This is a genomic window from Gelidibacter japonicus (genome assembly GCF_010725055.1).
In the GTDB taxonomy this organism is placed as follows: Bacteria; Bacteroidota; Bacteroidia; order Flavobacteriales; family Flavobacteriaceae; genus Gelidibacter; species Gelidibacter japonicus.
Genome location: NZ_BJKB01000006.1, coordinates 1 through 21,622, shown reverse-complemented (window position 1 = coordinate 21,622; position 21,622 = coordinate 1). Strand labels below are relative to the sequence as shown.

The 21,622-nt window shown below is 36.6% G+C and carries 21 protein-coding genes; 12 read left to right on the top strand and 9 right to left on the bottom strand.

Going from position 1 to position 21,622, the window contains the following annotated elements:
• Window positions 1-14: 14 nt before the first annotated feature.
• Both G6N06_RS07915 and folE read right to left on the bottom strand, forming a co-directional pair.
• Window positions 15-287 carry a hypothetical protein gene (locus G6N06_RS07915; RefSeq protein ID WP_163515644.1) on the bottom strand — a complete coding sequence of 91 codons (273 nt, stop codon included), beginning with the start codon at window positions 285-287 and terminating at the stop codon, window positions 15-17.
• Window positions 288-338: 51 nt separating this feature from the next.
• Entirely contained in the window at window positions 339-935 is a 597-nt protein-coding gene (gene folE, locus G6N06_RS07910; RefSeq protein ID WP_163515642.1) for a GTP cyclohydrolase I FolE, read from the bottom strand.
• Between the two features lie 223 nt (window positions 936-1,158).
• On the opposite strand from folE, the gene G6N06_RS07905 reads away from it, so the two are divergent.
• Window positions 1,159-1,818 (top strand): ABC transporter ATP-binding protein, encoded by a 660-nt coding sequence (locus tag G6N06_RS07905; RefSeq protein WP_163515640.1) that lies wholly within the window; start codon window positions 1,159-1,161, stop codon window positions 1,816-1,818.
• Between the two features lie 5 nt (window positions 1,819-1,823).
• On the opposite strand, the gene G6N06_RS07900 is transcribed toward G6N06_RS07905, so the two are convergent.
• Both G6N06_RS07900 and G6N06_RS07895 read right to left on the bottom strand, forming a co-directional pair.
• The gene (locus tag G6N06_RS07900) at window positions 1,824-2,000 is read right to left on the bottom strand and encodes a hypothetical protein (RefSeq protein WP_163515638.1); all 177 of its coding nucleotides are present in this window, start codon (window positions 1,998-2,000) and stop codon (window positions 1,824-1,826) included.
• Window positions 1,990-2,130 (bottom strand): hypothetical protein, encoded by a 141-nt coding sequence (locus tag G6N06_RS07895; RefSeq protein ID WP_163515636.1) that lies wholly within the window; start codon window positions 2,128-2,130, stop codon window positions 1,990-1,992. The genes G6N06_RS07900 and G6N06_RS07895 overlap by 11 nt, the downstream gene beginning before the upstream one ends.
• A 202-nt stretch (window positions 2,131-2,332) precedes the next feature.
• Between G6N06_RS07895 and G6N06_RS07890 the strand changes: the two genes are divergently transcribed.
• From G6N06_RS07890 to G6N06_RS07855, 8 genes are all read left to right on the top strand, one after another.
• On the top strand, window positions 2,333-3,097 hold the full coding sequence (locus G6N06_RS07890; RefSeq protein WP_163515635.1) for a TIGR02757 family protein: 765 nt from the start codon (window positions 2,333-2,335) through the stop codon (window positions 3,095-3,097).
• Window positions 3,098-3,150: 53 nt separating this feature from the next.
• On the top strand, window positions 3,151-4,341 hold the full coding sequence (locus tag G6N06_RS07885) for a sensor histidine kinase (RefSeq protein WP_163515633.1): 1,191 nt from the start codon (window positions 3,151-3,153) through the stop codon (window positions 4,339-4,341).
• 211 nt (window positions 4,342-4,552) lie between these two features.
• Window positions 4,553-6,034: a S10 family peptidase gene (locus tag G6N06_RS07880; RefSeq protein ID WP_163515631.1), complete on the top strand. Its 1,482-nt coding sequence runs from the start codon at window positions 4,553-4,555 to the stop codon at window positions 6,032-6,034.
• Window positions 6,035-6,266: 232 nt separating this feature from the next.
• Window positions 6,267-7,274 carry a glycosyltransferase family 2 protein gene (locus G6N06_RS07875; RefSeq protein WP_163515629.1) on the top strand — a complete coding sequence of 336 codons (1,008 nt, stop codon included), beginning with the start codon at window positions 6,267-6,269 and terminating at the stop codon, window positions 7,272-7,274.
• A 107-nt stretch (window positions 7,275-7,381) separates the two neighbouring features.
• Window positions 7,382-9,307: a BatA domain-containing protein gene (locus G6N06_RS07870; RefSeq protein ID WP_163515627.1), complete on the top strand. Its 1,926-nt coding sequence runs from the start codon at window positions 7,382-7,384 to the stop codon at window positions 9,305-9,307.
• Window positions 9,304-10,557: a dihydroorotase gene (locus G6N06_RS07865; RefSeq protein ID WP_163515625.1), complete on the top strand. Its 1,254-nt coding sequence runs from the start codon at window positions 9,304-9,306 to the stop codon at window positions 10,555-10,557. The genes G6N06_RS07870 and G6N06_RS07865 overlap by 4 nt, the downstream gene beginning before the upstream one ends.
• A 2-nt stretch (window positions 10,558-10,559) precedes the next feature.
• Complete coding sequence (locus G6N06_RS07860; RefSeq protein WP_163515623.1) at window positions 10,560-10,886, top strand: DUF4870 domain-containing protein; 327 nt, start codon at window positions 10,560-10,562, stop codon at window positions 10,884-10,886.
• A 2-nt stretch (window positions 10,887-10,888) separates the two neighbouring features.
• Window positions 10,889-11,545, top strand: a complete 657-nt coding sequence (locus G6N06_RS07855) for an alpha/beta hydrolase (protein ID WP_163515621.1) — start codon at window positions 10,889-10,891, stop codon at window positions 11,543-11,545.
• Window positions 11,546-11,946: 401 nt separating this feature from the next.
• On the opposite strand, the gene G6N06_RS07850 is transcribed toward G6N06_RS07855, so the two are convergent.
• Entirely contained in the window at window positions 11,947-12,147 is a 201-nt protein-coding gene (locus tag G6N06_RS07850) for a hypothetical protein (protein WP_163515620.1), read from the bottom strand.
• Between the two features lie 5 nt (window positions 12,148-12,152).
• Window positions 12,153-12,914: an MBL fold metallo-hydrolase gene (locus tag G6N06_RS07845; RefSeq protein ID WP_163515618.1), complete on the bottom strand. Its 762-nt coding sequence runs from the start codon at window positions 12,912-12,914 to the stop codon at window positions 12,153-12,155.
• Between the two features lie 90 nt (window positions 12,915-13,004).
• Here G6N06_RS07845 and G6N06_RS07840 point away from each other — a divergent pair, with 90 nt between their 5' ends.
• On the top strand, window positions 13,005-14,459 hold the full coding sequence (locus tag G6N06_RS07840) for a TonB-dependent receptor (protein WP_163515617.1): 1,455 nt from the start codon (window positions 13,005-13,007) through the stop codon (window positions 14,457-14,459).
• A 173-nt stretch (window positions 14,460-14,632) separates the two neighbouring features.
• Here the strand turns inward: G6N06_RS07840 and bcp are convergent, their stop codons facing one another.
• Complete coding sequence (gene bcp / locus G6N06_RS07835; protein ID WP_163515615.1) at window positions 14,633-15,085, bottom strand: thioredoxin-dependent thiol peroxidase; 453 nt, start codon at window positions 15,083-15,085, stop codon at window positions 14,633-14,635.
• A gap of 37 nt (window positions 15,086-15,122) precedes the next feature.
• Between bcp and G6N06_RS07830 the strand changes: the two genes are divergently transcribed.
• Window positions 15,123-15,779 (top strand): endonuclease III domain-containing protein, encoded by a 657-nt coding sequence (locus G6N06_RS07830; RefSeq protein WP_163515612.1) that lies wholly within the window; start codon window positions 15,123-15,125, stop codon window positions 15,777-15,779.
• A gap of 336 nt (window positions 15,780-16,115) precedes the next feature.
• Here the strand turns inward: G6N06_RS07830 and G6N06_RS07825 are convergent, their stop codons facing one another.
• On the bottom strand, window positions 16,116-16,700 hold the full coding sequence (locus tag G6N06_RS07825; RefSeq protein WP_163515912.1) for an RNA polymerase sigma factor: 585 nt from the start codon (window positions 16,698-16,700) through the stop codon (window positions 16,116-16,118).
• Between the two features lie 227 nt (window positions 16,701-16,927).
• On the opposite strand from G6N06_RS07825, the gene uvrA reads away from it, so the two are divergent.
• The gene (uvrA, locus tag G6N06_RS07820) at window positions 16,928-19,711 is read left to right on the top strand and encodes an excinuclease ABC subunit UvrA (protein WP_163515610.1); all 2,784 of its coding nucleotides are present in this window, start codon (window positions 16,928-16,930) and stop codon (window positions 19,709-19,711) included.
• 190 nt (window positions 19,712-19,901) lie between these two features.
• Here uvrA and G6N06_RS07815 read toward each other — a convergent pair whose 3' ends face one another.
• Window positions 19,902-21,188 carry a hypothetical protein gene (locus G6N06_RS07815; protein WP_163515608.1) on the bottom strand — a complete coding sequence of 429 codons (1,287 nt, stop codon included), beginning with the start codon at window positions 21,186-21,188 and terminating at the stop codon, window positions 19,902-19,904.
• Window positions 21,189-21,622: the final 434 nt, after the last annotated feature.

Genomic DNA, 21,622 nt, shown 5'->3' with positions numbered 1-21,622 from the left:
GAAAGGGATTTTTTTCATCTTACTTCAATAACTTTAGGTTTTTTGCTGAATACATAGGTATAAAACCACATAATTGTAAAGGAAGGAATGATGTCAAATCCTGGCAGTATTTCTTCAATAAATGAAAATACACCTGCAACTTTACCTTTTCTTCCTGCATACATTTTTGTCATAATTAGCCCTGATATAGGCGCCCAAATGATATCGATAAAAGTAATCATTCCAATGAGATCCAAAATGATGCCCAGAACGAGTTTTTTGTTTTTGCTTAGATTGTCCAATGTCATTGTATAATTATTAATTCAAATTATTTATTACAAGAAATATACCAAAACCATTCAGGAAAACTTATTGCTTATCAGTTTTAAAAATTCATTACGAGTTTCAATCTTTTCAAATTGCCCTCTAAATCCTGATGTAGTGGTCACTGAATTCTGTTTTTGTACACCTCGCATCATCATGCACATATGTGCTGCCTCTATAACAACGGCAACACCCTGAGGTTGAAGCGTATCATTGATACAATCCAAAATTTGCTCTGTTAAACGTTCCTGAACTTGCAAGCGCCTTGCAAACACATCCACAATCCGGGGCAATTTGCTCAGCCCAACGATTTGGCCATTCGGAATATACGCAATGTGCGCTTTTCCAAAAAAAGGAAGAATATGATGTTCACAGAGTGAATACACTTCAATGTCCTTAACAATGACCATTTCATTATAAGATTCCTTAAACATGGCGCTTTTCAAAATTTCCGCGGCATCTTGGTTATAACCTTGAGTCAAAAATTGCATAGCCTTTGATGCACGTTCAGGAGTTTTTAAAAGTCCCTCTCTCGAAGCATCTTCTCCTAGATCCTCAATAATACGCTTATATCGTTCTTTAACATCTTCCGTTACCTGGATGTTATATTCTTCAAAATGTTGGTACGCCATTGTTTCTAATTTAAGTTATGTTAAAAGTACAGGATTTATGTGAAAATTAAAACCTTTAAAACTTTCAGCTAATGCTTCTTGCTTGTGATGATATATAATAACTAAGAATCCCACGGCAAGGTCCTGTTTTATGTTTTAAATTCCGAATTCCCTTTCAGAATAATACCTATTCATAATTGTGCAAATGCAAACAATACATTAACTTGCCCGCAATTAGGAGTCTATGATAAAAGCAACCAATATACATAAATACTACAGTGATCTACACGTACTTAAAGGTGTGGATCTCAATATTCAAAAAGGGGAAATTGTTTCTATTGTAGGCGCTTCAGGTGCTGGAAAAACCACCTTGTTACATATTTTGGGAACTTTGGATAGAGCCTCCTCCAAAGAACAGAGCTCACTACACATCAATAATGTTGATATTATTAGCTTATCGGATAAAACTTTAGCAAAGTTTAGAAATGAGCATATTGGATTCATCTTCCAATTTCATCAATTACTGCCAGAATTCACGGCATTGGAAAACGTATGCCTGCCTGCATTTATAAAAAATACATCTAAACCAGATGCTGAAAAACGTGCCAAAGAATTATTGGACTTTTTAGGGTTGAGCCACAGATACCACCATAAACCTGGAGAATTATCGGGCGGTGAACAGCAACGTGTAGCGGTTGCCAGAGCATTGATCAACAATCCTGAATTGATTTTTGCCGATGAACCTTCAGGAAATTTAGACAGTGAGAGCGCAGAGAATCTGCACAATCTCTTCTTTAAGCTACGTGATGAATTTGGTCAAACATTCGTCATAGTAACCCATAACGAGGAGTTGGCGAATATGGCAGATCGTAAGTTGGTCATGGTGGATGGCAAAATTGTATAATATATTTACTTTCTATTTGGAATAATATCCACGATATTATCAATCAATTTGCTAATGGCACCGCCCATATTATGACCACTTTTATAAAGTGGAACATGCCCCAAAACATTATCAAAATTAGAAATAGAGCTGCTTACAACGTTTAATGTTGAATCTATAATGTCATTAATATCATTTTCCATTGCTTAAGTGTTTACGGTCGTCTTGAAATTGTTTTAAATCATTTATGGCGTCCTTGCCTAGTTTGGTCCCTACGCCAATGACGAAAAGCGCAATGGCGGATTTTAAACCAAATTTTATAATAGATTTCATTAGTATACCTTTTTAATGAGGATGCCTAATTTAACTAAATTAAACGATTTCTAAAAACGAAATCTGATTTGCGTCTAAAATTATATCAATTGCGTTAATTGGAAAATTGGGCCTATAAAAATCGATTCTTCATTATTACGGAGTGTGGCAAGGAAATTGCTGTTTAATAAGGTTTACAGATAGTTATTAATATCTCATACCATTGAATAAAATAGAACTTAAAGAGTTTTTGGAAGCCAAAGTCGAAGAGTACAACCATCCACGATTTATAGAAACTGATCCTATCCAAATTCCTCATCAATTCTCAAAAAAAGAAGATATTGAAATTGCTGGTTTTTTAACAGCGACCATTTCATGGGGAAATCGTAAAAGCATCATCACCAATGCAAACAAAATGATGACGCTTTTAAACCAATCTCCTTTCGATTATGTGATGAATCACGAAGCATCAGACCTGGAGAAATTAAGGCCTTTTGTACACAGAACCTTCAACGAAGACGATCTTATTCAGTTTATAAAAAGTTTAAACCATATTTATAAAAATCATGGCGGATTGGAAGCCGTTTTTTATAAATATTCAGAAGAATTTTCTACCCAAAACGCCATTCACCAATTTAAAAAGCATTTCTTTGAAATTGAACATTTAACACGAACCCAAAAACATGTCAGTGACCCATCAAAAAACTCGGCAGCAAAACGCATCAATATGTTTTTAAGATGGATGGTCAGAGACGACAATAATGGTGTTGACTTTGGAATCTGGAAAAGCCTCACACCTGCTCAACTTTCATGTCCGTTAGATGTACATTCGGGAAATGTAGCTCGAGCTTTAGGACTTTTAAAAAGAAAACAAAACGATGCGAAAGCTTTGAAAGAATTAGATTTAGCTTTAAGAAAATTGGATATAAACGACCCTGTAAAATACGATTTTGCCCTTTTTGGCCTCGGTGTATTTGAAGGGTTTTAAAAAATATAAATACTTGACTACATTTATTTACTAACAAAACTAATATACATATCATGCAAAGCCCTAAGTTACCTTCCAACGAACGACTTCGACTAGACAAGTTGTCTGAGTACAAATTACTCGACACCCTGCCTGAAGAAGAATTCGACAATATAACAAGCCTTGTAGCAACTATTTGTGACGCTCCTGTTTCCTTGATTACATTGCTTGACAAGGATCGTAATTTCTTCAAGTCGCACCACGGCATTCCGTTTCGAGAATCTCCTAGAGATATATCCTTCTGTGGTCATGCTATTTTGGGAAATGATCCCATATTCATTATCAATGATGCCCGATTGGATGAGCGTTTTATAGATAACCCTCTCATCGACACTGCAAATGCTATTTTTTATGCTGGCGTCCCCCTTATAAATCCTGAAGGTTTTGCTCTAGGTACATTATGTGTATTTGACCATAAACCCAGGGTTTTAACCGAGTCGCAACAACACGCACTTATCACCTTAGGAAAACAAGTGGTCAATTCGTTGGAATTAAGACGTCAAAATTTAAAATTGAAAGCCGCCAAGATAGAATTGACCAAACACAATATCGAATTAAAGAAGTTTGCCAGCCATGTGTCGCACGATTTGAAATCACCGTTGTCCAACATCATTTCCTTAACCCATCTATTAAAAGATGAACTTAAGGAAAAACCTTCGGAAGCATCATCGGAATACCTTGATTATATTGAAGAATCGGCTTTAATTCTTAAAGATTATATCGATGGCATACTATTGCACTATAAAGCTGACGAACTGCTTGAAGCTAAAAAGGAAGACATCCAACCAAATGCACTAATAGAAGACATACAACACATATTGATGACAAGTGATAATACTCTGTCATATTCCGGGGTTCATGCAATAAAAAATATCAATAAACCTGCTTTGACACAAATTCTCATGAATTTGGTGGATAATGCACTCAAATATAATACCTCAGAAACACCAAAAATAAAGATTACCTATGTGGAAGAACCTAAATTCCACAAGTTCTCAGTCTCAGATAATGGAGTTGGAATAGAAATGAACAAACAAGATTTAATTTTTAATTTATTTGCCATTATTCCTCACGAAAACATCAAACCTAGTACCGGTATCGGCTTAAGCACTATAAAAAACCTTGTCAATAAATTGGGCGGTGATATTAGTGTCAAATCAGAAGTTGGCATTGGGAGTGTCTTCACTTTTACGATAGCCAAATAAATCCAAAACCCAACAAAATGATATTTTAAAACACTTGTCAGTGTGTTTCTCTGTTCTTAAAGACTCTAATAGTTTGAAGAATTAATTTAAAATGGAAAAAAGGCACTCTCTTTAAACACTTGCGCTCCGCTGCATTTATCCCTTTTTAACATATTTTCAAAATAGCTTTCGATAAATCCTTTTATCTTTAAAGTTTTAAAATTCTAGCTATATGAAAAACTACTTCTTATTAATTGCCACATTTTCGGTAAGCTTGCTCTTTTCGCAAGTCAAAAAAGTCCCTTTGGACACAATGGTCGTCACCAATCATTCCATAGTCATTAATGGTCAAAATCTATCATACCAGGCAACGGCGGGAACGCAGCCTGTATGGAATGCCAAAGGCGAACCTATCGCTACCTTATTTTATACCTACTACAAAAAAAGTAATAGTGAAAAAGAAAAACGTCCAATAGTATTTTCTTTTAACGGTGGTCCAGGCTCTGCATCTGCTTGGATGCATATTGCTTACACCGGACCTGTCATTTTGAATATTGATGACGAGGGTTATCCTGTACAACCATATGGCGTAAAGCCCAATCCACATTCTATTTTAGATGTGGCCGACATTGTTTTTATCGATCCCGTAAATACAGGTTATTCAAGAATGGTAGAAGACAAGGAAGGAAAACTTCCGGATAGAAAAACATTTTTCGGGATCAATGCTGATATTAAATATTTGGCCGAATGGATGAACACCTTCGTTTCCAGAAAAAATCGTTGGGAATCTCCTAAATATTTAATTGGGGAGAGTTATGGTGGCCCAAGAGTTATGGGATTATCTAAAGAGTTGCAAAACAGCCAATGGATGTATTTGAACGGTGTTATTTTAGTGTCACCAGCCGATTATAAAATTTATTCTACTGATCAGCCCATTTATTCCGCTTTAAATCTACCGTACTTTACGGCAGCAGCTTGGTATCAGAAAGCACTTTCTCCTGCATTACAACAAAAGGATCTATTGGAAATATTGCCTGAAGTAGAAGCTTATACCATTGACAATGTGATGCCTGCCATTGCAAAAGGTGGCTTTATCTCTGATGCAGAAAGAAATCAGGTGGCCGAAAAAATGAGCCTTTACTCAGGATTGAGCAAATCCTCAATTATAGATCACAATTTGAATATTCCAACAAGTTTTTTCTGGAAAGAATTAATTCGCGACAAAGGCTATACCATAGGAAGATTGGATTCGAGGTATTTGGGAATTGACAAAATGAACGCAGGAAACTCACCAGACTATAATGCGGAATTAACGTCATGGCTCCACTCCTTCACTCCAGCTATTAATTATTATATCCGTGAAGAACTTAAGTTTAAGACTGATATCAAATACAATATGTTCGGGAACGTGCATCCTTGGGACCGACAATATGATAGTACAAGAGATGATTTACGCCAGGCCATGGCTCAAAACCCATATTTAAAAGTTTTGGTTCAGTCTGGCTATTATGATGGCGCAACCACTTATTTCGCTGCGAAATATACCGTAGGTCAAATGGATCCGAGCGGTAGAATGAAAGATCGTTTCTCTTTCAAAGGATATAGAAGTGGGCACATGATGTATTTAAGAAAAGAAGATTTAAAGACCGCTACTGAGGATATTAGACAATTTATTATAAACTCTACCCCCAAGGGAGAAGCTGCAAAATATTAACCATAAAAAACCTGATAATTGATTTTATCAGGTTTTTTTATACCCAAATCTTAAGGCACTAACATTTTGGCTAAGCTATACAAAGTTGCAAGGCATAATTTTAGATCCATACCATAGTTTATATATCATAAAGAAAAAAATATCAATAATCAGCTCATAGGCGGTCATTCTGTTATTGTCAATCCATTGTTTTAGTCTACATAATGTTCACTGGAAATTGTATTTTAGCAGTATGCATCAGCCATTAATCAGTATTCTTACACCTTTTAGAAATAGCTCATACTTCATAACTCCCTATCTCGAATCTATAATTAAACAAACCTATCCCAATTGGGAATTGATTATCGTGGACGACCATTCTACTGATGGCAGTCATAATATTGTAGCTTCATATGCACAGGGAGAAGATAGAATCAAGTTGTTGAAAAATCAGGGAAAAGGAATTATTGATGCTTTAAAGCTGGCTTTAAATAACAGTTCAGGACAATACATCACCCGAATGGACAGCGACGACCTCATGGCTCCCAAAAAACTGGAACTCATGATCCACGATTTAAAAACCCATGGAAAAGGACATGTCGCTTTAGGATTGGTGAATTATTTCTGTGAAGAGGAACTTGGAGAAGGCTATCAAAATTATGAGGAATGGCTCAACAGGCTTACCAAATCAGGAAGCAACTACACTGAAATCTATAAGGAGTGTGTCATCCCTTCACCGTGTTGGATGGTGTCGCGAGATGATCTGTTGGCCTGTGGCGGTTTCAATAATGACATCTATCCTGAAGATTATGACTTGGCATTTCGGTTTTATAAACAGGGCTTAAAATGTATTCCATCAAACCACATCCTCCATTATTGGAGAGATTACAGCCATAGAACCTCACGAACAGATGACCATTATGCCACTAATCATTTTCTAAAATTGAAAATTCATTATTTTTTGGAACTGGATCGCGATGCCGACCGACCGTTGGTACTTTGGGGTGCAGGTTTCAAGGGAAAATTTTGTGCTAAACTATTGAAAAAAAATAAAGTGCCGTTTATATGGATCTGCAATAACCCAAAAAAAATTGGCAAACACATTTACAAATTAAAACTTCATGCTATTTCAGCGCTAAGTCATTTGCAACAGCCTCAAGTGATCATTGCTGTGTCCAATAAAAAGTCACAAAAACGGATCACTTCCATTTTAGAAAACCATCAATTGACAAAAGCCAAAGATTATTTCTTCTTTTGTTAGCAATCTCAAGTAATTAACGTTAAATTTCTCAAAATCAAAAGGCACTAATCTTCTTGTATTTTTTATATTTGACACGCTTATTTGACCTCTAAAACCAGAAAAAAGGAATGCAGTTTAAAAACCCCGAAATTTTATATGCCTTACTGCTGCTCATCATTCCTATTATCGTCCATTTATTTCAATTCAGACGCTTTGAAAAGGTCGCTTTTACCAATGTTCAATTCCTAAAGAACATCACTTTACAAACGCGTAAAAGTTCGCAAATCAAAAAGTGGCTGACTTTATTGACGCGGCTGTTGCTTTTAGCATGCATAATCATCGCTTTTGCTCAACCTTACCAAGCCAATATAAATAGTTTCACCACCAAAAATGAGACCGTCATCTATCTGGACAATTCGTTTAGCATGCAGGCTAAAGGTGACAATGGCACACTGTTAAATACCGCTGTACAGGATTTAATTGAACATGTGGATGAGAATGAAACACTCAGCCTTTTTACAAATGATCTCAGCTTTTACAACACAAGCATCAAAGCCATTAAAAACGATTTGATACAACTCTCCTACTCTCCCAATCAGCTGGATTATGATGTCGTAGTGTTAAAAGGAATAAATGCATTTTCCAAAGATAAAGGCAGTATCAAAAACTTGATCTTGATCTCTGATTTTCAACAAAAAAAAGATGGTCTGACGTTACAGAACGACAGCCTTGTCAACTTTAGACTGGTTCAGCTACATCCTAAAGACAAAGGTAATATCAGTATTGATTCTCTATATATTTCCAAAAACAATGTGGAAACTTTAGAGTTAACGGTTGTTTTGAGCAATCAAGGGACCCCCATTGAAACCCTACCTATATCTTTATTTGAAGACAATCAACTAATTGCCAAAAGTGCAGTCACTATTGATAATAAAACCGAATCAATTTTTACAATTCCCAACGACGAAGCCTTTAAAGGAAAAGTTACGATTGACGATGCAAGTTTAAACTACGACAACACCTTATACTTTAACCTAGATGAAAAAGAACGTATAAAAATATTGGTGATCAGTGAAGCTAATGCCGATTTTTTAAGAAGGCTTTATACTGATGATGAATTTGATCTGACGATTGTCAACTATAATGAATTAAATTACAACGACATAATTGATCAGAATTTGATTGTTCTCAATGAGTTAAAAAACATTCCCAACGCAATGACCACCTCTTTAAATTCGTTTTCCGATGATGGCGGGAGCATTTTAATTATACCTTCAAATGAATCTGATTTAAGCTCTTACAATCAATTACTTAACACTTTTTTATTACCAAACTTCTCTTCTCTAATTTCAACAGAAAAACGCATTACAAAAATCAATTTTTCACATCCACTTCTAACCAATGTCTTCGATAAAAAGGTGGACAATTTTCAGTATCCAAAGGTCAATTCGTATTATAGTTTATCCAATCCATCCTTTACACGCATTTTAAGTTTTGAAGATGACACAGCATTCTTGACCCAATCCCATAATGTGTATGCTTTTTCTGCTAGTCTGGAGGAGGACAATTCCAACTTTAAAAACTCGCCATTAATTGTGCCAGTGCTTTACAATATTGGCAAACAAAGTTTAAAACTACCTCAACTTTATTATACAATTGGCACTAAGAACACCATTGATATCAATATCCGCTTGGGTCAGGATGAAATTTTAAAATTGGATAATGCCGAAGCCTCTATTGTTCCCTTGCAACAGACCTACAGCCATAAAGTTCAATTAATTACGGACGAATACCCCAATACAGCAGGTATTTTCGAGATAAAAAGCCAAGATAATGTAGTACGACACTTAAGTTATAACTACAATAGAAATGAGAGCAATCTCAATTATATAAACCTTTCACAGGTGACAAACAGCGTAAAAAACAACTCTGTGGCTTCGGCAATTGACGATATAAAAAGTACCACAAATGTGAATGAGCTATGGAAATGGTTTGTTATTTTTGCAATAGCTTTTTTAATTATTGAAATGCTCATCTTAAAATTCCTTAAATGAACGTACTGATAAAATCTGCCACTATTGTAGACCCAAAAAGCGATTTCCATAATCAAACCTGTGATATCCTCATAGAAAAAGGCATCATCTCCCAGATCTCAGAACAAATTAAAAACCCAGATAAGGTGAAGGAGATTTCACTTGACAACCTCCATGTCTCCCAAGGTTGGTTTGATAGCAGCGTAAGCTTTGGCGAACCTGGTTATGAAGAGCGCGAAACCATTGCCAATGGACTTGAAACCGCAGCACGTTCTGGTTTTACAGATGTTGCAGTCAATCCCAACACGAATCCTGTCATTGACAGTTATGCAGATATTTCATTTTTGAGAGGAAAAGCCAAGGGGAATGCTGTAAACTTATATCCAATTGGTGCCTTGACAAAAAACAGCGATGGTGAAGATTTAGCGGAACTTTTCGATATGAAAAATGCCGGTGCGATCGCTTTCTATGATTACCAAAAGCCTGTTAGAAATCCAAATCTTATGAAACTGGCCTTACAATATGCCAGTAATTTTGGGGGTTTGATTTATTCCTTTCCTCAGGAATCTAAAATCTCCGGGCTTGGGGTCATGAATGAAAATGTCATGAGCACTTCATTGGGCCTAAAAGGGAATCCGACAATAGCTGAAGAACTTCAGATTGTACGCGATCTATTTTTATTGGAATATACGGGTGGAAAATTACATATTCCGACGATTTCTTCTGCCAAGTCTGTAGAATTGATCAGAAACGCAAAAGCTAAAAAATTGGATGTGAGCTGCAGCGTAGCCATTCATAATTTGATTTTGACAGATGACGTTTTGAAAACCTTTGATACGCGATTTAAAGTCGCGCCTCCTTTAAGAACTCAATCTGATAGCGACGCACTTATAGAAGGATTAAAAAATGGCACTATCGATATGGTAACCAGCGATCACAATCCGATCGATATTGAGCATAAAAAAATAGAATTTGATTATGCCAAGTACGGCACGATCGGTCTGGAATCAGCCTTCGGTGCCTTACATACGGCTTTCACGATGAAGAAAACCATCGACCTATTGACCAAAGGAAGAGAACGTTTTGGAATAAAGTCCGCCCCGATCGGCATTGGATCTGAAGCCAAACTGACCTTCTTCAATCCGATTGAAAATTATCAATTCGACAAAGAAATGATTCTTTCTACATCAAAAAATGCCATCTTTGAAAATTACAATCTAAAAGGCAAGGTCTATGGCGTTTTCTCAAACAATCAATTGGTTTTAAATTAATTATGAAAGATGCTGTTATCAAGGATGGTAAAACACTGGCCATCATTAGTTATTTAACGTTCATAGGCCTTATTATCGCCATTATCATGAATTTGGAAAAACGAAATCCGTTTGCTCTATTTCATATCAGGCAGATGTTTGGCTTAATGATTATGTTGATTTTTTCCAATTTGGTAGAACAATATGTCAATAGTCTTTTGGGAACTGCTTTTTGGATTATCACCTTTGCATGTTGGCTGTTTGCAATCTTTTATGCCATAAAAGAAGAATATAAACCCATTCCTGTTCTTGGTGAAAAATTCCAAGAATGGTTTAAAAATATCAATTAATAATGTCCGAACTCTCTTTACATCATATCACAAGACCTTCAATTTTAAAAGAAAATGCGCCTGCAATCATCATGTTCCATGGTTATGGCAGCGATGAAAACGATCTTTTTGGCTTCGCTTCTGAATTGCCAGAGGAATTGTATATTATTTCAGCAAGAGCACCCTATCCCATGCAGCCCTACGGCAATGCATGGTATGCCATTAACTTTGATGCTGAAATGAACAAATGGAACGACAATGAACAAGCTCTCAAATCGAGAGATTTGATTGCCAATTTCATTGACGAAGTGAAAGAGGCGTATCCCATCAATAAAGACAACCTAACACTTTTAGGCTTTAGTCAGGGTACAATTCTCAGTTATGCTGTAGCCTTGACCTATCCGGAGAAGATACGAAACATTATTGCTTTAAGTGGCTATATCAGTCCTGAAATGCTTCCGGATGACATAGAAACAAAAGACTATTCACATTTAGCTTTTTATTGTTCCCATGGAAGCGTGGACCAAGTCATACCCGTTGAATGGGCAAGAAAAGTGCCTCAGTTTTTAAATGCTTTGTCGATAAAAAACACCTATAAGGAATTCCCAGTTGGACATGGCGTTGCACCTGAAAACTTTTATGAATTTAGAAGCTGGCTCAATAAACGCTTGGGGAATTAGTGGGTTGATTCAAAGTTCTATGTTTAGGAATCAAGGTTCAGAAACATATATTAAACATTGATTCTGTAAAAATCTATGCGACAACAGTGGAAAAAATGTTTGGATCTTCAGTCGCAGTCGCTGTTTTCAGTTGCGGTATCGGAGTATTAAACTTAATTCAGTTAGTTCTGCGACGATCTACACCATCTGCGAGAGAATAATTTTAATATTCAGTCGCAGTTTTCATTCTCAGATTGGGAATATAAATCCTCATTCACGGACGGCAACTTCATACCTTTGCAATAGCTATCTAACTTCGTTTTGTTACGAAACGGGTAAGGAATTTCGACTTTAATTTCAATTTCCCGCCTTCGCAAATGCTCCGGACGGGCAGGCAATTTCAATTTTCACAATAGAACCCTCTACTCCATGGGAGTTCTACTTTTGAGTGCTTTCAACTCCTTATTCAAGTGATTGATAGAATCTTTAAGCACTTGCTCTTTTTCAATCAGTTTCGTCATTTTTTCTTGATATGTCTCAAATATGTTCTTGGAGTTCACATATTGAAATACTATCAACAACAATGCAAAAACGAACATGTACATAAAGAGTTTTCCTTTCATAAGTTTTATAAGTTAATTTGTAGGTTATCATAAGCCAAAAACACATTGTCAGGAAGTGTTTTTTCGACTTCATCATGAAATCCGAGCATATGACTGATATGTGTCAGATACGCACGCTCTGGTTTTACTTTATTTATAATCTCCAAAGCTTCCCTCAGATTAAAATGAGATATATGCTCCTCTTCTCTTAACGCATTGACCACAAGCACCTTCACCCCTTTTAGCTTCTCGATTTCCTTATCTTCAATCGTTTTCATATCGGTTAAATAAGCAAAATCTTTAAATCTGAATCCAAAGACTTGGAGTTTGTAATGCATCCCATTAATTGGAACCACATTTAAATCGCCCAATCGGAACGCCTTATTTTCAATCCTGATAGGTGTTACTCCCGGGGCTCCAGCATATTTGTTTTTTGTTTCAAAAATATACGCGAACCGTTCCTTAAGTGCTTTTAAAACCCTTTTGTGGGCATAAATAGGAATATCACCCTGCTTGAAATAAAACGGTCTAATATCATCTAAACCTGCGGTATGATCAGCATGTTCATGAGTAAAAACCACGCCGTCCAACTTTGTGCATTTGGCATTAAGCATCTGTTGTCTAAAATCAGGTCCACAATCGATAACATAGGTATATGTGCGCCATTCGATCAACACGGAAACACGTAGACGTTTGTCTTTTGGATTCTCACTTAAACATACAGGATGAGTGCTTCCTATTACCGGAATTCCTTGCGATGTACCTGTTCCTAAAAATATTACTTTCAAATGCACTATGTTTACAACAAAAGTAAGTTTATTATTTTGTTTAAGATAGCAATTTGATACCTTTGTAGCTTATAAAACTCAATCTACGACATGGAGATTACCTTAAAAGGCGACAAGGAATTTGAAGAGATTCCATCGCTTAAGAACAAAGCGCTTCGTATCAATCTTAATGAGAATATTTACGGGACCTTTGCTGAGATTGGCGCAGGTCAAGAAACTGTGCGTCAGTTTTTTAGAGCTGGCGGCGGATCAGGTACTATTGCTAAGGCCATGTCAGCTTACGACAAAGACTTTAGTGATGCCATTTACGGTGCTGAACAAGATGGCCGTTATGTCACTGAGGAGCGATTGAGAAAAATGCTGAATCATGAAATTCAACTCATTGAAGAACGTCTTTCAAGAGACAAGCATCCTAATAAAATGTTCTTTTCTTTTGCCAATACAGTGGCTACGATTGATTTTGCCAAAAAATATAAAGGCCACGGATGGGTAGGCATAAAATATCAAATTGAACCACACCATACGGCTTACAACGAAATCATTCTCCACTTTCGTTTTAAGGAAAATGATGCACGCTTGCAGCAAGAAACGCTAGGTATCTTAGGGACCAACCTTATTTATGGTGCCTATTATAAATATAATGAACCTAAAAAGATATTGCGTTACCTCTACGATCATTTAGATAAAGACCAAATTGAAATTGATACGATTAATTTCTCTGGTCCTGTATTTAAGGATGTGGACAATCGTTTAATGAGTTTGCAATTGGTGAAAAACAACATGACGGATGCGGTCATGTTTGCTCCAGATGGCAACAACGTGCTTCCTGCTCGAATTTTATACAAAAAAAATATTTTGGCATTACGCGGTAGTTTCAGACCCGTTACCAAGGTAAACATAGACATGTTTGAGAAATCATATGATATGTTTATTAAAGAAAATAAAGTTGACATTAATAATACCCAAGTTGTTTTTGAGATTACACTTTCAAATTTAAGAGCAGAAGGAGAAATTGATGAGCAGGATTTTATGGACAGAGCGGAATTATTATGTTCTCTTGGTCATACGGTCTTGATTTCCAACTTCCAGGAATATTACAAATTAGTAGAGTACTTCTCTCAATATTCAAAGAATAGAATGGGATTGGCCATGGGTGTCAGCAATTTAGTGGACATATTTGACGAGAAATATTACCGCCATTTGAGTGGTGGGATATTAGAAGCTTTCGGCAAATTGTTTTTTAAGGATTTACGAGTTTACCTCTATCCTATGTTGGATGATAACGGCGAATTGAGCAATAGCGAAAACTTAAAAGTACATCCAAGGATGAAAGAATTGTATAAGTTTTTTAAATACAATGGAAAGGTTGTTGATATTACTGATTATGACCCATCCATCCTTACCATTTTCTCAAGATCAGTACTTAAATCCATTTCTGACGGTGATGAAGGCTGGGAAGCCATGTTACCTCCTGGAGTTTCAAAAATAATTAAAGAAAAGAGTCTCTTTGGGTATGAAGCTGAAGAAGTCTATAGAGATCAATAAAAAGAAAAAGATCTTAGTTTAAAACGCTAAGATCTTTTTTGTTTCCCACCAGTGGGTTTTAATGCCTGTAAGCCCTTCTCGAACGAAATATATTTTTTTTCTGACTTCGTGAGTTTGCCCATCCGTAGCGGACGGTCGGACCCCGAGGTTCTTGATTTTACATTTCAAAGCAATCAGTCCAAGATCTGCTCGGTGTGTATCTTGGCTTTCACTTTATCAATCACTTTTTCAATAATGCCGTTTTCATCAATGACAAAGGTCACCCGATGAATTCCGTCAAAGGTACGCCTCATAAATTTCTTTTCACCCCAAACGTCAAAGGCCTTAATCACTTCTTTGTCTTCATCTGCCAACAAAGGATAGGGAAAATTATATTTGCTTTTAAAATTTGACTGTCTTTTGGCACTATCGGCGCTGACCCCCAAAATCTCATAGCCCTTATCTCGTAGAACCTTATAATTATCCCTTAGATTGCATGCTTCTGTGGTACATGTGGGTGTACTTGCCTTAGGATAAAAAAATATCACTAATTTCTTGCCTTTATAATCTGAGAGGGAGATTGTATTTCCCTGTTCGTCCTGTGCTGAAAAATCTGGAGCTTTGTCTCCTGCTTTTAATTTGGTCATAACTGTTTTAAATTTGATATTTGTAAAAATACAACTTATGACCAAACAAGAAAAGGTAGAATTCGTTATAAATACGTTAAACCAACTGTACCCAACAATTTCTGTGCCTTTAAACCATAAAGACCCATACACCCTCTTAATTGCTGTATTATTATCTGCTCAATCTACAGATGTTCGGGTCAATCAAATTACGCCACTTCTTTTTGCAAAAGCCGATAATCCATATGATATGATTAAACTTTCTGTTGAAGAGATTCGAGAAATCATCAGGCCCGTCGGGTTATCCCCTATGAAAAGTAAAGGTATTCATGGATTATCACATATCTTAATCGACAAACATGATGGTCAAGTGCCACAAACCTACGAGGACCTAGAAGAGTTACCCGCAGTTGGTCACAAAACTGCAGCGGTAGTGCTGTCTCAAGCATTTGGTATTCCCGCCTTTCCAGTCGATACACACATCCACAGATTGATGTATCGTTGGAATTTTTCAAACGGTAAAAATGTCGTACAAACAGAAAAAGATGCGAAGCGCCTTTTTCCAATCGAAACTTGGAACGATTTACATCTACAAATGATCTGGTATGGACGTGAGTACTCTCCAGCGCGTGGCTGGGACTTAGAAAAGGATATTATTACCAGAACTATTGGAAGGGCTAGTGTTTTGAAAGATTATTATAAAAAGAAAAAGTGAAGTAGCCTTAAGATTTATGCTCTAATAATAAGAATATTAGGCATGAGACTTGTTTCCCTGAACTTAAAGAATCTTGTTTTTGCAGTAATGAAAAAGTCCCGATGAGCTATATCTCGGGACTTTCCAATCTTAGTTCAGAAGTGCTTCAAACTTCCACTTATTACAATGTATAACACTTAAAGCCTTAGAATAATTCAAAAGAAAATTAACTGTTTCTTCTTTTGGATTGAGGTTGTCATTTTTTTGGGGACATTCTGAGTAAAGTTTTGCCATTAGTTTTAGGAGTTTTAATTAGATTATAATCCTATTAACGCAGCAAAAACTTTTTTATTATGTTTAATTGGTCAAGATTATATTTTTATGCTCAATGACCTTCCTTAAATTGATCAGTGCATAACGCATTCTACCTAAGGCAGTATTGATGCTAACACCCGTTTTTTCTGATATCTCCTTAAAACTCATATCATTGTACATACGCATGATCAAAACAGCTTTTTGTTCCTCGGGCAATTCCTCTATCAAACGTCTCAAATCAGATTCAATTTGCTCTTTAATCATACCTTTTTCAGCATCTAGGGACGAATCGCTCAGAACTGAAAAAATACTGAATTCTCCAGTATTGGAAAATTTAGGCATGCGATTGTTTTTTCTAAAATGATCAATAACCAAATTGTGCGCAATGCGCATCACCCAAGGTAAAAACTTACCTTCTTCGTTATATTTTCCTAATCTGAGGGTTCGAATGACTTTAATAAAAGTGTCTTGAAAAATATCTTCAGTTATATCTCTATCATAAACTTTAGAATATATAAAACTATAGATTTTTTGTTTGTGCTTGGTGATCAATTCAGAAAGAGCATTTTCGTCTCCTTTAAGATAATTGTTCACTAAAACAGCGTCTGTGATAAGTTCGTGTTTCATCATAATTACTTTAATGCTTGGAATGAATTCCTAGCTTGGGGTTAATCTTTATAAAGTAATATTATGATATAGGCAACTCTGTTTTAGAAGATTGAGGTCAAATATAACAACAATCATTCCTAAAATGCAAAAAATCTACTGAAACTTTAACATTTTATTGGACTACAACTTTTTTTCGCGACCGAATTAGATGTAGTATCTTTGCATTCTTATATGCGAAAACGACCATGAAGCTTAACCTTTCCGAAGTAAATCCGAAACAAAATATCATTATCAAAGGTGCTAACCTCCACAATCTCAAAAACATGGATGTGGTTATTCCGCGAAATAAATTGGTGGTTATTACCGGATTATCCGGTTCGGGCAAGTCGAGTCTCGCGTTTGATACTTTATATGCAGAAGGCCAAAGACGCTATGTTGAAAGTTTGTCAAGTTATGCCCGCCAGTTCTTAGGAAGACTAAACAAGCCAAAAGTAGATTATATAAAAGGAATTGCTCCCGCCATCGCTATTGAGCAAAAGGTGAATTCCACCAATCCGCGATCTACCGTAGGAACAACCACAGAGATTTATGATTATTTGAAATTGTTGTTCGCAAGGATTGGAAAAACCTATTCTCCTATTTCTGGGAATTTGGTCAAAAAACATACGACTGCAGATGTGTTAAATTTGATAAAATCTTATCAAGATGGTGAAAGGCTTCTTCTCCTAGCTCCTATTATCTTAGAAGAAGGACGATCATTGGACGATAAGCTTAAGGTCCTTCAACAACAAGGTTATGCTCGCGTTCAGTACAAAAATGAAGTCCTTAGAATTGAAGATGCCCTCGAAAAGGATCTCAAAAAAGATATGTTTCTGGTAGTGGACAGAATAGTTGTCAAACACGAAGAGGATTTTTATAATAGACTTGCCGATGCTATTGAAACAGCCTTTTTTGAAGGTAAGGGCAGTACGATAATTGAGTCGCTGTCTGATCATAAACAAACTTTTTTTAACAATAAGTTTGAAATGGATGGGATGACTTTTATGGAACCCAACGTGCATTTGTTCAGCTTTAACAATCCATATGGAGCGTGTCCGAAATGTGAGGGTTATGGCGATGTCATCGGAATTGACGAAGAACTGGTCATTCCAAATACTGCACTTTCTGTTTATGAAAATGCCATTTTCCCTTGGAGAGGTGAAAGCATGAGCTGGTTCCGGGATCAATTGGTCAATAACTCACATAAATTTGACTTTCCAATACACAAGCCTTATTATCAACTCACAGAAGCACAAAAGCAACTAATCTGGGATGGCAACAACTATTTTGAGGGCTTGAACAGTTTTTTCGCGGAACTGGAATCAAAAGCATACAAAATTCAGAATCGTGTGATGCTTTCTCGTTATAGAGGTAAAACCAAGTGCAGTAAGTGCCACGGAAAACGTTTACGACCAGAAGCCAATTACGTAAAAATTAATAATGTGACCATCACCGATCTGGTGACCATGCCGCTAGATAAATTGGCAGATTTTTTCAAAAATTTGGAATTAAACGATTATGACGCCACCATCGCCAACCGATTACTGAAGGAGATTTCTAACCGGTTGTCATTTTTGTCGAACGTAGGACTTGATTATTTAACACTCAACAGAAAATCGAATACGTTATCTGGAGGTGAAAGTCAACGTATCAATTTGGCAACCTCGTTGGGCAGTAGTTTAGTAGGTTCGATGTATATTTTGGATGAGCCAAGCATTGGACTCCATCCTAAGGACACTGAGAAATTAATTGTAGTACTGAAAGCGTTGCGCGATTTGGGCAATACTGTAATTGTAGTAGAACATGATGAAGATATCATGCAAGCTGCCGACGAAATCATTGATATCGGTCCGGAAGCTGGCACACTTGGCGGCGAAGTTGTAGCTGCCGGAACCTATTCAGATATCTTGAAATCCAATTCTTTGACGGCGCAATATCTAAACGGAAAACTCAAAATTGACCTACCCAACAAACGCCGTACATCAAAATATCATATAGATATTATTGGTGCCAGAGAACATAATTTACAAAATATTGATGTTAGCTTTCCTTTAGAAATGCTAACGGTCATTACTGGTGTTTCTGGAAGTGGTAAAAGTACATTGGTCAAGGACATCCTATATCCGTCCATTCAAAAGCATTTGACCGGTTTTGGAGATAAAGCAGGACAGTTTACTGAACTAAAAGGGAATTTTAAAAACATCAAGCACATTGAGTTTGTCGATCAAAATCCCATTGGCCGCTCTTCACGCTCAAATCCCGTGACCTATGTGAAGGCCTATGATGATATCAGGGGACTGTATGCGAGTCAGAAACTGAGCAAAATACGAAATTACCAAGCCAAACATTTTAGTTTTAATGTAGATGGCGGCCGTTGTGAAACCTGCAAAGGCGATGGCGAAGTGACTATCGAAATGCAGTTTATGGCTGATGTCCATTTAACCTGCGAAACCTGCAACGGAAAACGCTTCAAAAAGGAAATCCTGGAGGTCACTTTTGAAGACAAAAATATTGACGACATTCTTACGATGACCATTGATGATGCGATTGCTTTTTTTGAAAAACATAATGAATTAAAAATACAAAGCAAATTACAGCCATTACAAGATGTTGGTTTGGGCTATGTCACTTTAGGTCAAAGCTCGTCTACCCTCTCTGGTGGTGAGGCACAACGTATTAAATTGGCTACTTTTTTAGGAAAAGGCTCAAGAAGTGATAATGCTCTATTTATATTTGATGAACCTACCACAGGACTGCATTTTCACGATATTAAAAAACTCTTAAAATCTTTTCAAGCACTGATAGCACAAGGGCACTCTATAATTGTTATTGAGCATAATCTTGAACTGATAAAATGCGCAGATTATATTATCGATCTAGGTCCAGAAGGTGGTGAAAGAGGTGGAAAATTAGTCGCTGCAGGAACACCCGAGGAATTGGTTCAAAATAAAAACTCTGTGACAGGAAAGTACTTAATGGAGAAGCTTTAGTCAGCAGTGAGCAGTCGGAAGTATTTCATTAAATTAATTGAATAGACTCAGGGACCTTTACGGCATTACATTTTTTCATTTATACTAATCGGAAATCGAACATTCAAATGAAAATAAAAAGGGAAAATCCCACAAGGTGCTTTGAGGCATACTCCTGCAGGACTTTCCACTAACCAACCAAAAATTCTTATTAATTCCCTCTACTTTGGGTCGATCTTGACCTTGATGGTGAAGATTGACTTTTTGCTTCGGTTCTTGTTCTATTTCTACTTTGTACGGCACGAGGGTTTTCACTCGTACTTCGCCCTTTAGAATATGTACGATTTTGAGAGGCAATTGGTTTTCTTTGAACCGAACTTTTATTGACTTCACTAGACCTGTTTGTTCTAGATGAGGATGACCTAACGTTTTGGTTTCTTGTGGATGCGCTTACTTTATTTGCATCCCGTTTATTAGCCTCTGAACGTGTTGTTACATTTCTAACATTAACGTTCCTATTAACATTTCTATCCATACTTCTTGACGCATTGTTGTTTGCGGTAGGTCTACTACTTCTTGAAGTTTGAACAGTACGCTCAGTGGTGTTTTGTCTCACTCCTCTTCTTGAAGCATTCTTACTGGTACTACTTGAAACATCACGAGTGGTTCTTGATACCTCCCTGCCTCTTGTAGCTGTTGTGTTTTGTTTTCTGCTATCAACAGTTCTTGAGCTACTTCTTGATGTTGCAGCAGCACTCCTACGTGGTGAGGCTTCCTGACGGTATCGATCGCTAATTCGCGCATTGGTGGCCACAGTATTCCTTCTGCCAGAGCTATATGAGCTTTCACGACGTGGCGAGTATCTTACTGGTTCTCTGTAGTTATTGGTATAAGGTCTGTAATAGTGATGTCTAACAGGTTTGTAATATTGTCTATATGGCCTTGTATAAACCACACGATATGCAACGGCAGGAACGGTATAGTAACGATGCCACGGTCTGTGCACATACACTCGGTTATATACATTGATATAACCTGTATAATGTGTGAACCTATGGTGGTGGTCGTAGTATACATGTAATCCTCCAACACGACTCACATGACCATAATGGTTGTAGCGAATTTTAACGTTCCCTGCCTGAGTAATACGTCCGTAGTAGTCATAATAAATTGGAACGTTTTCTATTTGTATGATGGCTCCATAATCGTCATACTGTACATATGGACCATAATCATAGCCAGTATTAAAACTAAACGAAATATTAGGAGTGTTGATGGAAATATTGGCTTTAGGACCATAGTTTGGAGCATAAAAATCAAATTGACCATCGGGAAATACAGAAAACTCAATACCACCTTCGGTGAAAATAAAAGAATTTCCATATCCCTTTAAATAACCGTTATTGTATGAATTATCTTTAGCAAGGTTGGTGGTTTTTGCGTTCACTGATGTCCCAATAAGGAACACTGCAGTAAAAAGTAGAGCTAATTTTTTCATGAGTGTTTGTTTTTTGTTCAACATGTCTCGTAGAATACAAAGAATGTGCCAAGAATCACAAAGACAACTTAGACTCTTGATTATAAGAATGTTGTCGCATCAGTTGCTTTAAACAGGTGCTAATGGAAAAAAGAACGTCCGGCAAATACTTCTATCAAAAGACTTTATTCAGTTTGTTTTTAATTAAATCCATAGATCTTGCTGAAGACAACATTTAATACTTAACTTCCCGCCTCAACAATTAGTCTTCATTTCAGGCTTTTTCTTAAACATTTTTATGGATTTTACCAATCCCCTTGTCTATGGGGAGGCCACTGAAAAAGTCCCCTTAAAAATATTGGGGTAAAAAGAGATAAAAAGGAGTGTAAACCGTAGTGTTTTCACTCCTTTTTTCGTATCTTTTTTACTGATTAACAAACACTTGGATATGTTAT

Bases quoted from the DNA above. Each gene is read 5' to 3' on its own strand.
- G6N06_RS07915 (WP_163515644.1), bottom strand. From the start codon at position 287: ATGACATTGGACAATCTAAGCAAAAACAAAAAACTCGTTCTGGGCATC.
- folE (WP_163515642.1), bottom strand. From the start codon at position 935: ATGGCGTACCAACATTTTGAAGAATATAACATCCAGGTAACGGAAGAT.
- G6N06_RS07905 (WP_163515640.1), top strand. From the start codon at position 1,159: ATGATAAAAGCAACCAATATACATAAATACTACAGTGATCTACACGTA.
- G6N06_RS07900 (WP_163515638.1), bottom strand. From the start codon at position 2,000: ATGGAAAATGATATTAATGACATTATAGATTCAACATTAAACGTTGTA.
- G6N06_RS07895 (WP_163515636.1), bottom strand. From the start codon at position 2,130: ATGAAATCTATTATAAAATTTGGTTTAAAATCCGCCATTGCGCTTTTC.
- G6N06_RS07885 (WP_163515633.1), top strand. From the start codon at position 3,151: ATGCAAAGCCCTAAGTTACCTTCCAACGAACGACTTCGACTAGACAAG.
- G6N06_RS07880 (WP_163515631.1), top strand. From the start codon at position 4,553: ATGAAAAACTACTTCTTATTAATTGCCACATTTTCGGTAAGCTTGCTC.
- G6N06_RS07875 (WP_163515629.1), top strand. From the start codon at position 6,267: ATGCATCAGCCATTAATCAGTATTCTTACACCTTTTAGAAATAGCTCA.
- G6N06_RS07870 (WP_163515627.1), top strand. From the start codon at position 7,382: ATGCAGTTTAAAAACCCCGAAATTTTATATGCCTTACTGCTGCTCATC.
- G6N06_RS07865 (WP_163515625.1), top strand. From the start codon at position 9,304: ATGAACGTACTGATAAAATCTGCCACTATTGTAGACCCAAAAAGCGAT.
- G6N06_RS07860 (WP_163515623.1), top strand. From the start codon at position 10,560: ATGAAAGATGCTGTTATCAAGGATGGTAAAACACTGGCCATCATTAGT.
- G6N06_RS07855 (WP_163515621.1), top strand. From the start codon at position 10,889: ATGTCCGAACTCTCTTTACATCATATCACAAGACCTTCAATTTTAAAA.
- G6N06_RS07850 (WP_163515620.1), bottom strand. From the start codon at position 12,147: ATGAAAGGAAAACTCTTTATGTACATGTTCGTTTTTGCATTGTTGTTG.
- G6N06_RS07840 (WP_163515617.1), top strand. From the start codon at position 13,005: ATGGAGATTACCTTAAAAGGCGACAAGGAATTTGAAGAGATTCCATCG.
- bcp (WP_163515615.1), bottom strand. From the start codon at position 15,085: ATGACCAAATTAAAAGCAGGAGACAAAGCTCCAGATTTTTCAGCACAG.
- G6N06_RS07830 (WP_163515612.1), top strand. From the start codon at position 15,123: ATGACCAAACAAGAAAAGGTAGAATTCGTTATAAATACGTTAAACCAA.
- G6N06_RS07825 (WP_163515912.1), bottom strand. From the start codon at position 16,700: ATGAAACACGAACTTATCACAGACGCTGTTTTAGTGAACAATTATCTT.
- uvrA (WP_163515610.1), top strand. From the start codon at position 16,928: ATGAAGCTTAACCTTTCCGAAGTAAATCCGAAACAAAATATCATTATC.
- G6N06_RS07815 (WP_163515608.1), bottom strand. From the start codon at position 21,188: ATGAAAAAATTAGCTCTACTTTTTACTGCAGTGTTCCTTATTGGGACA.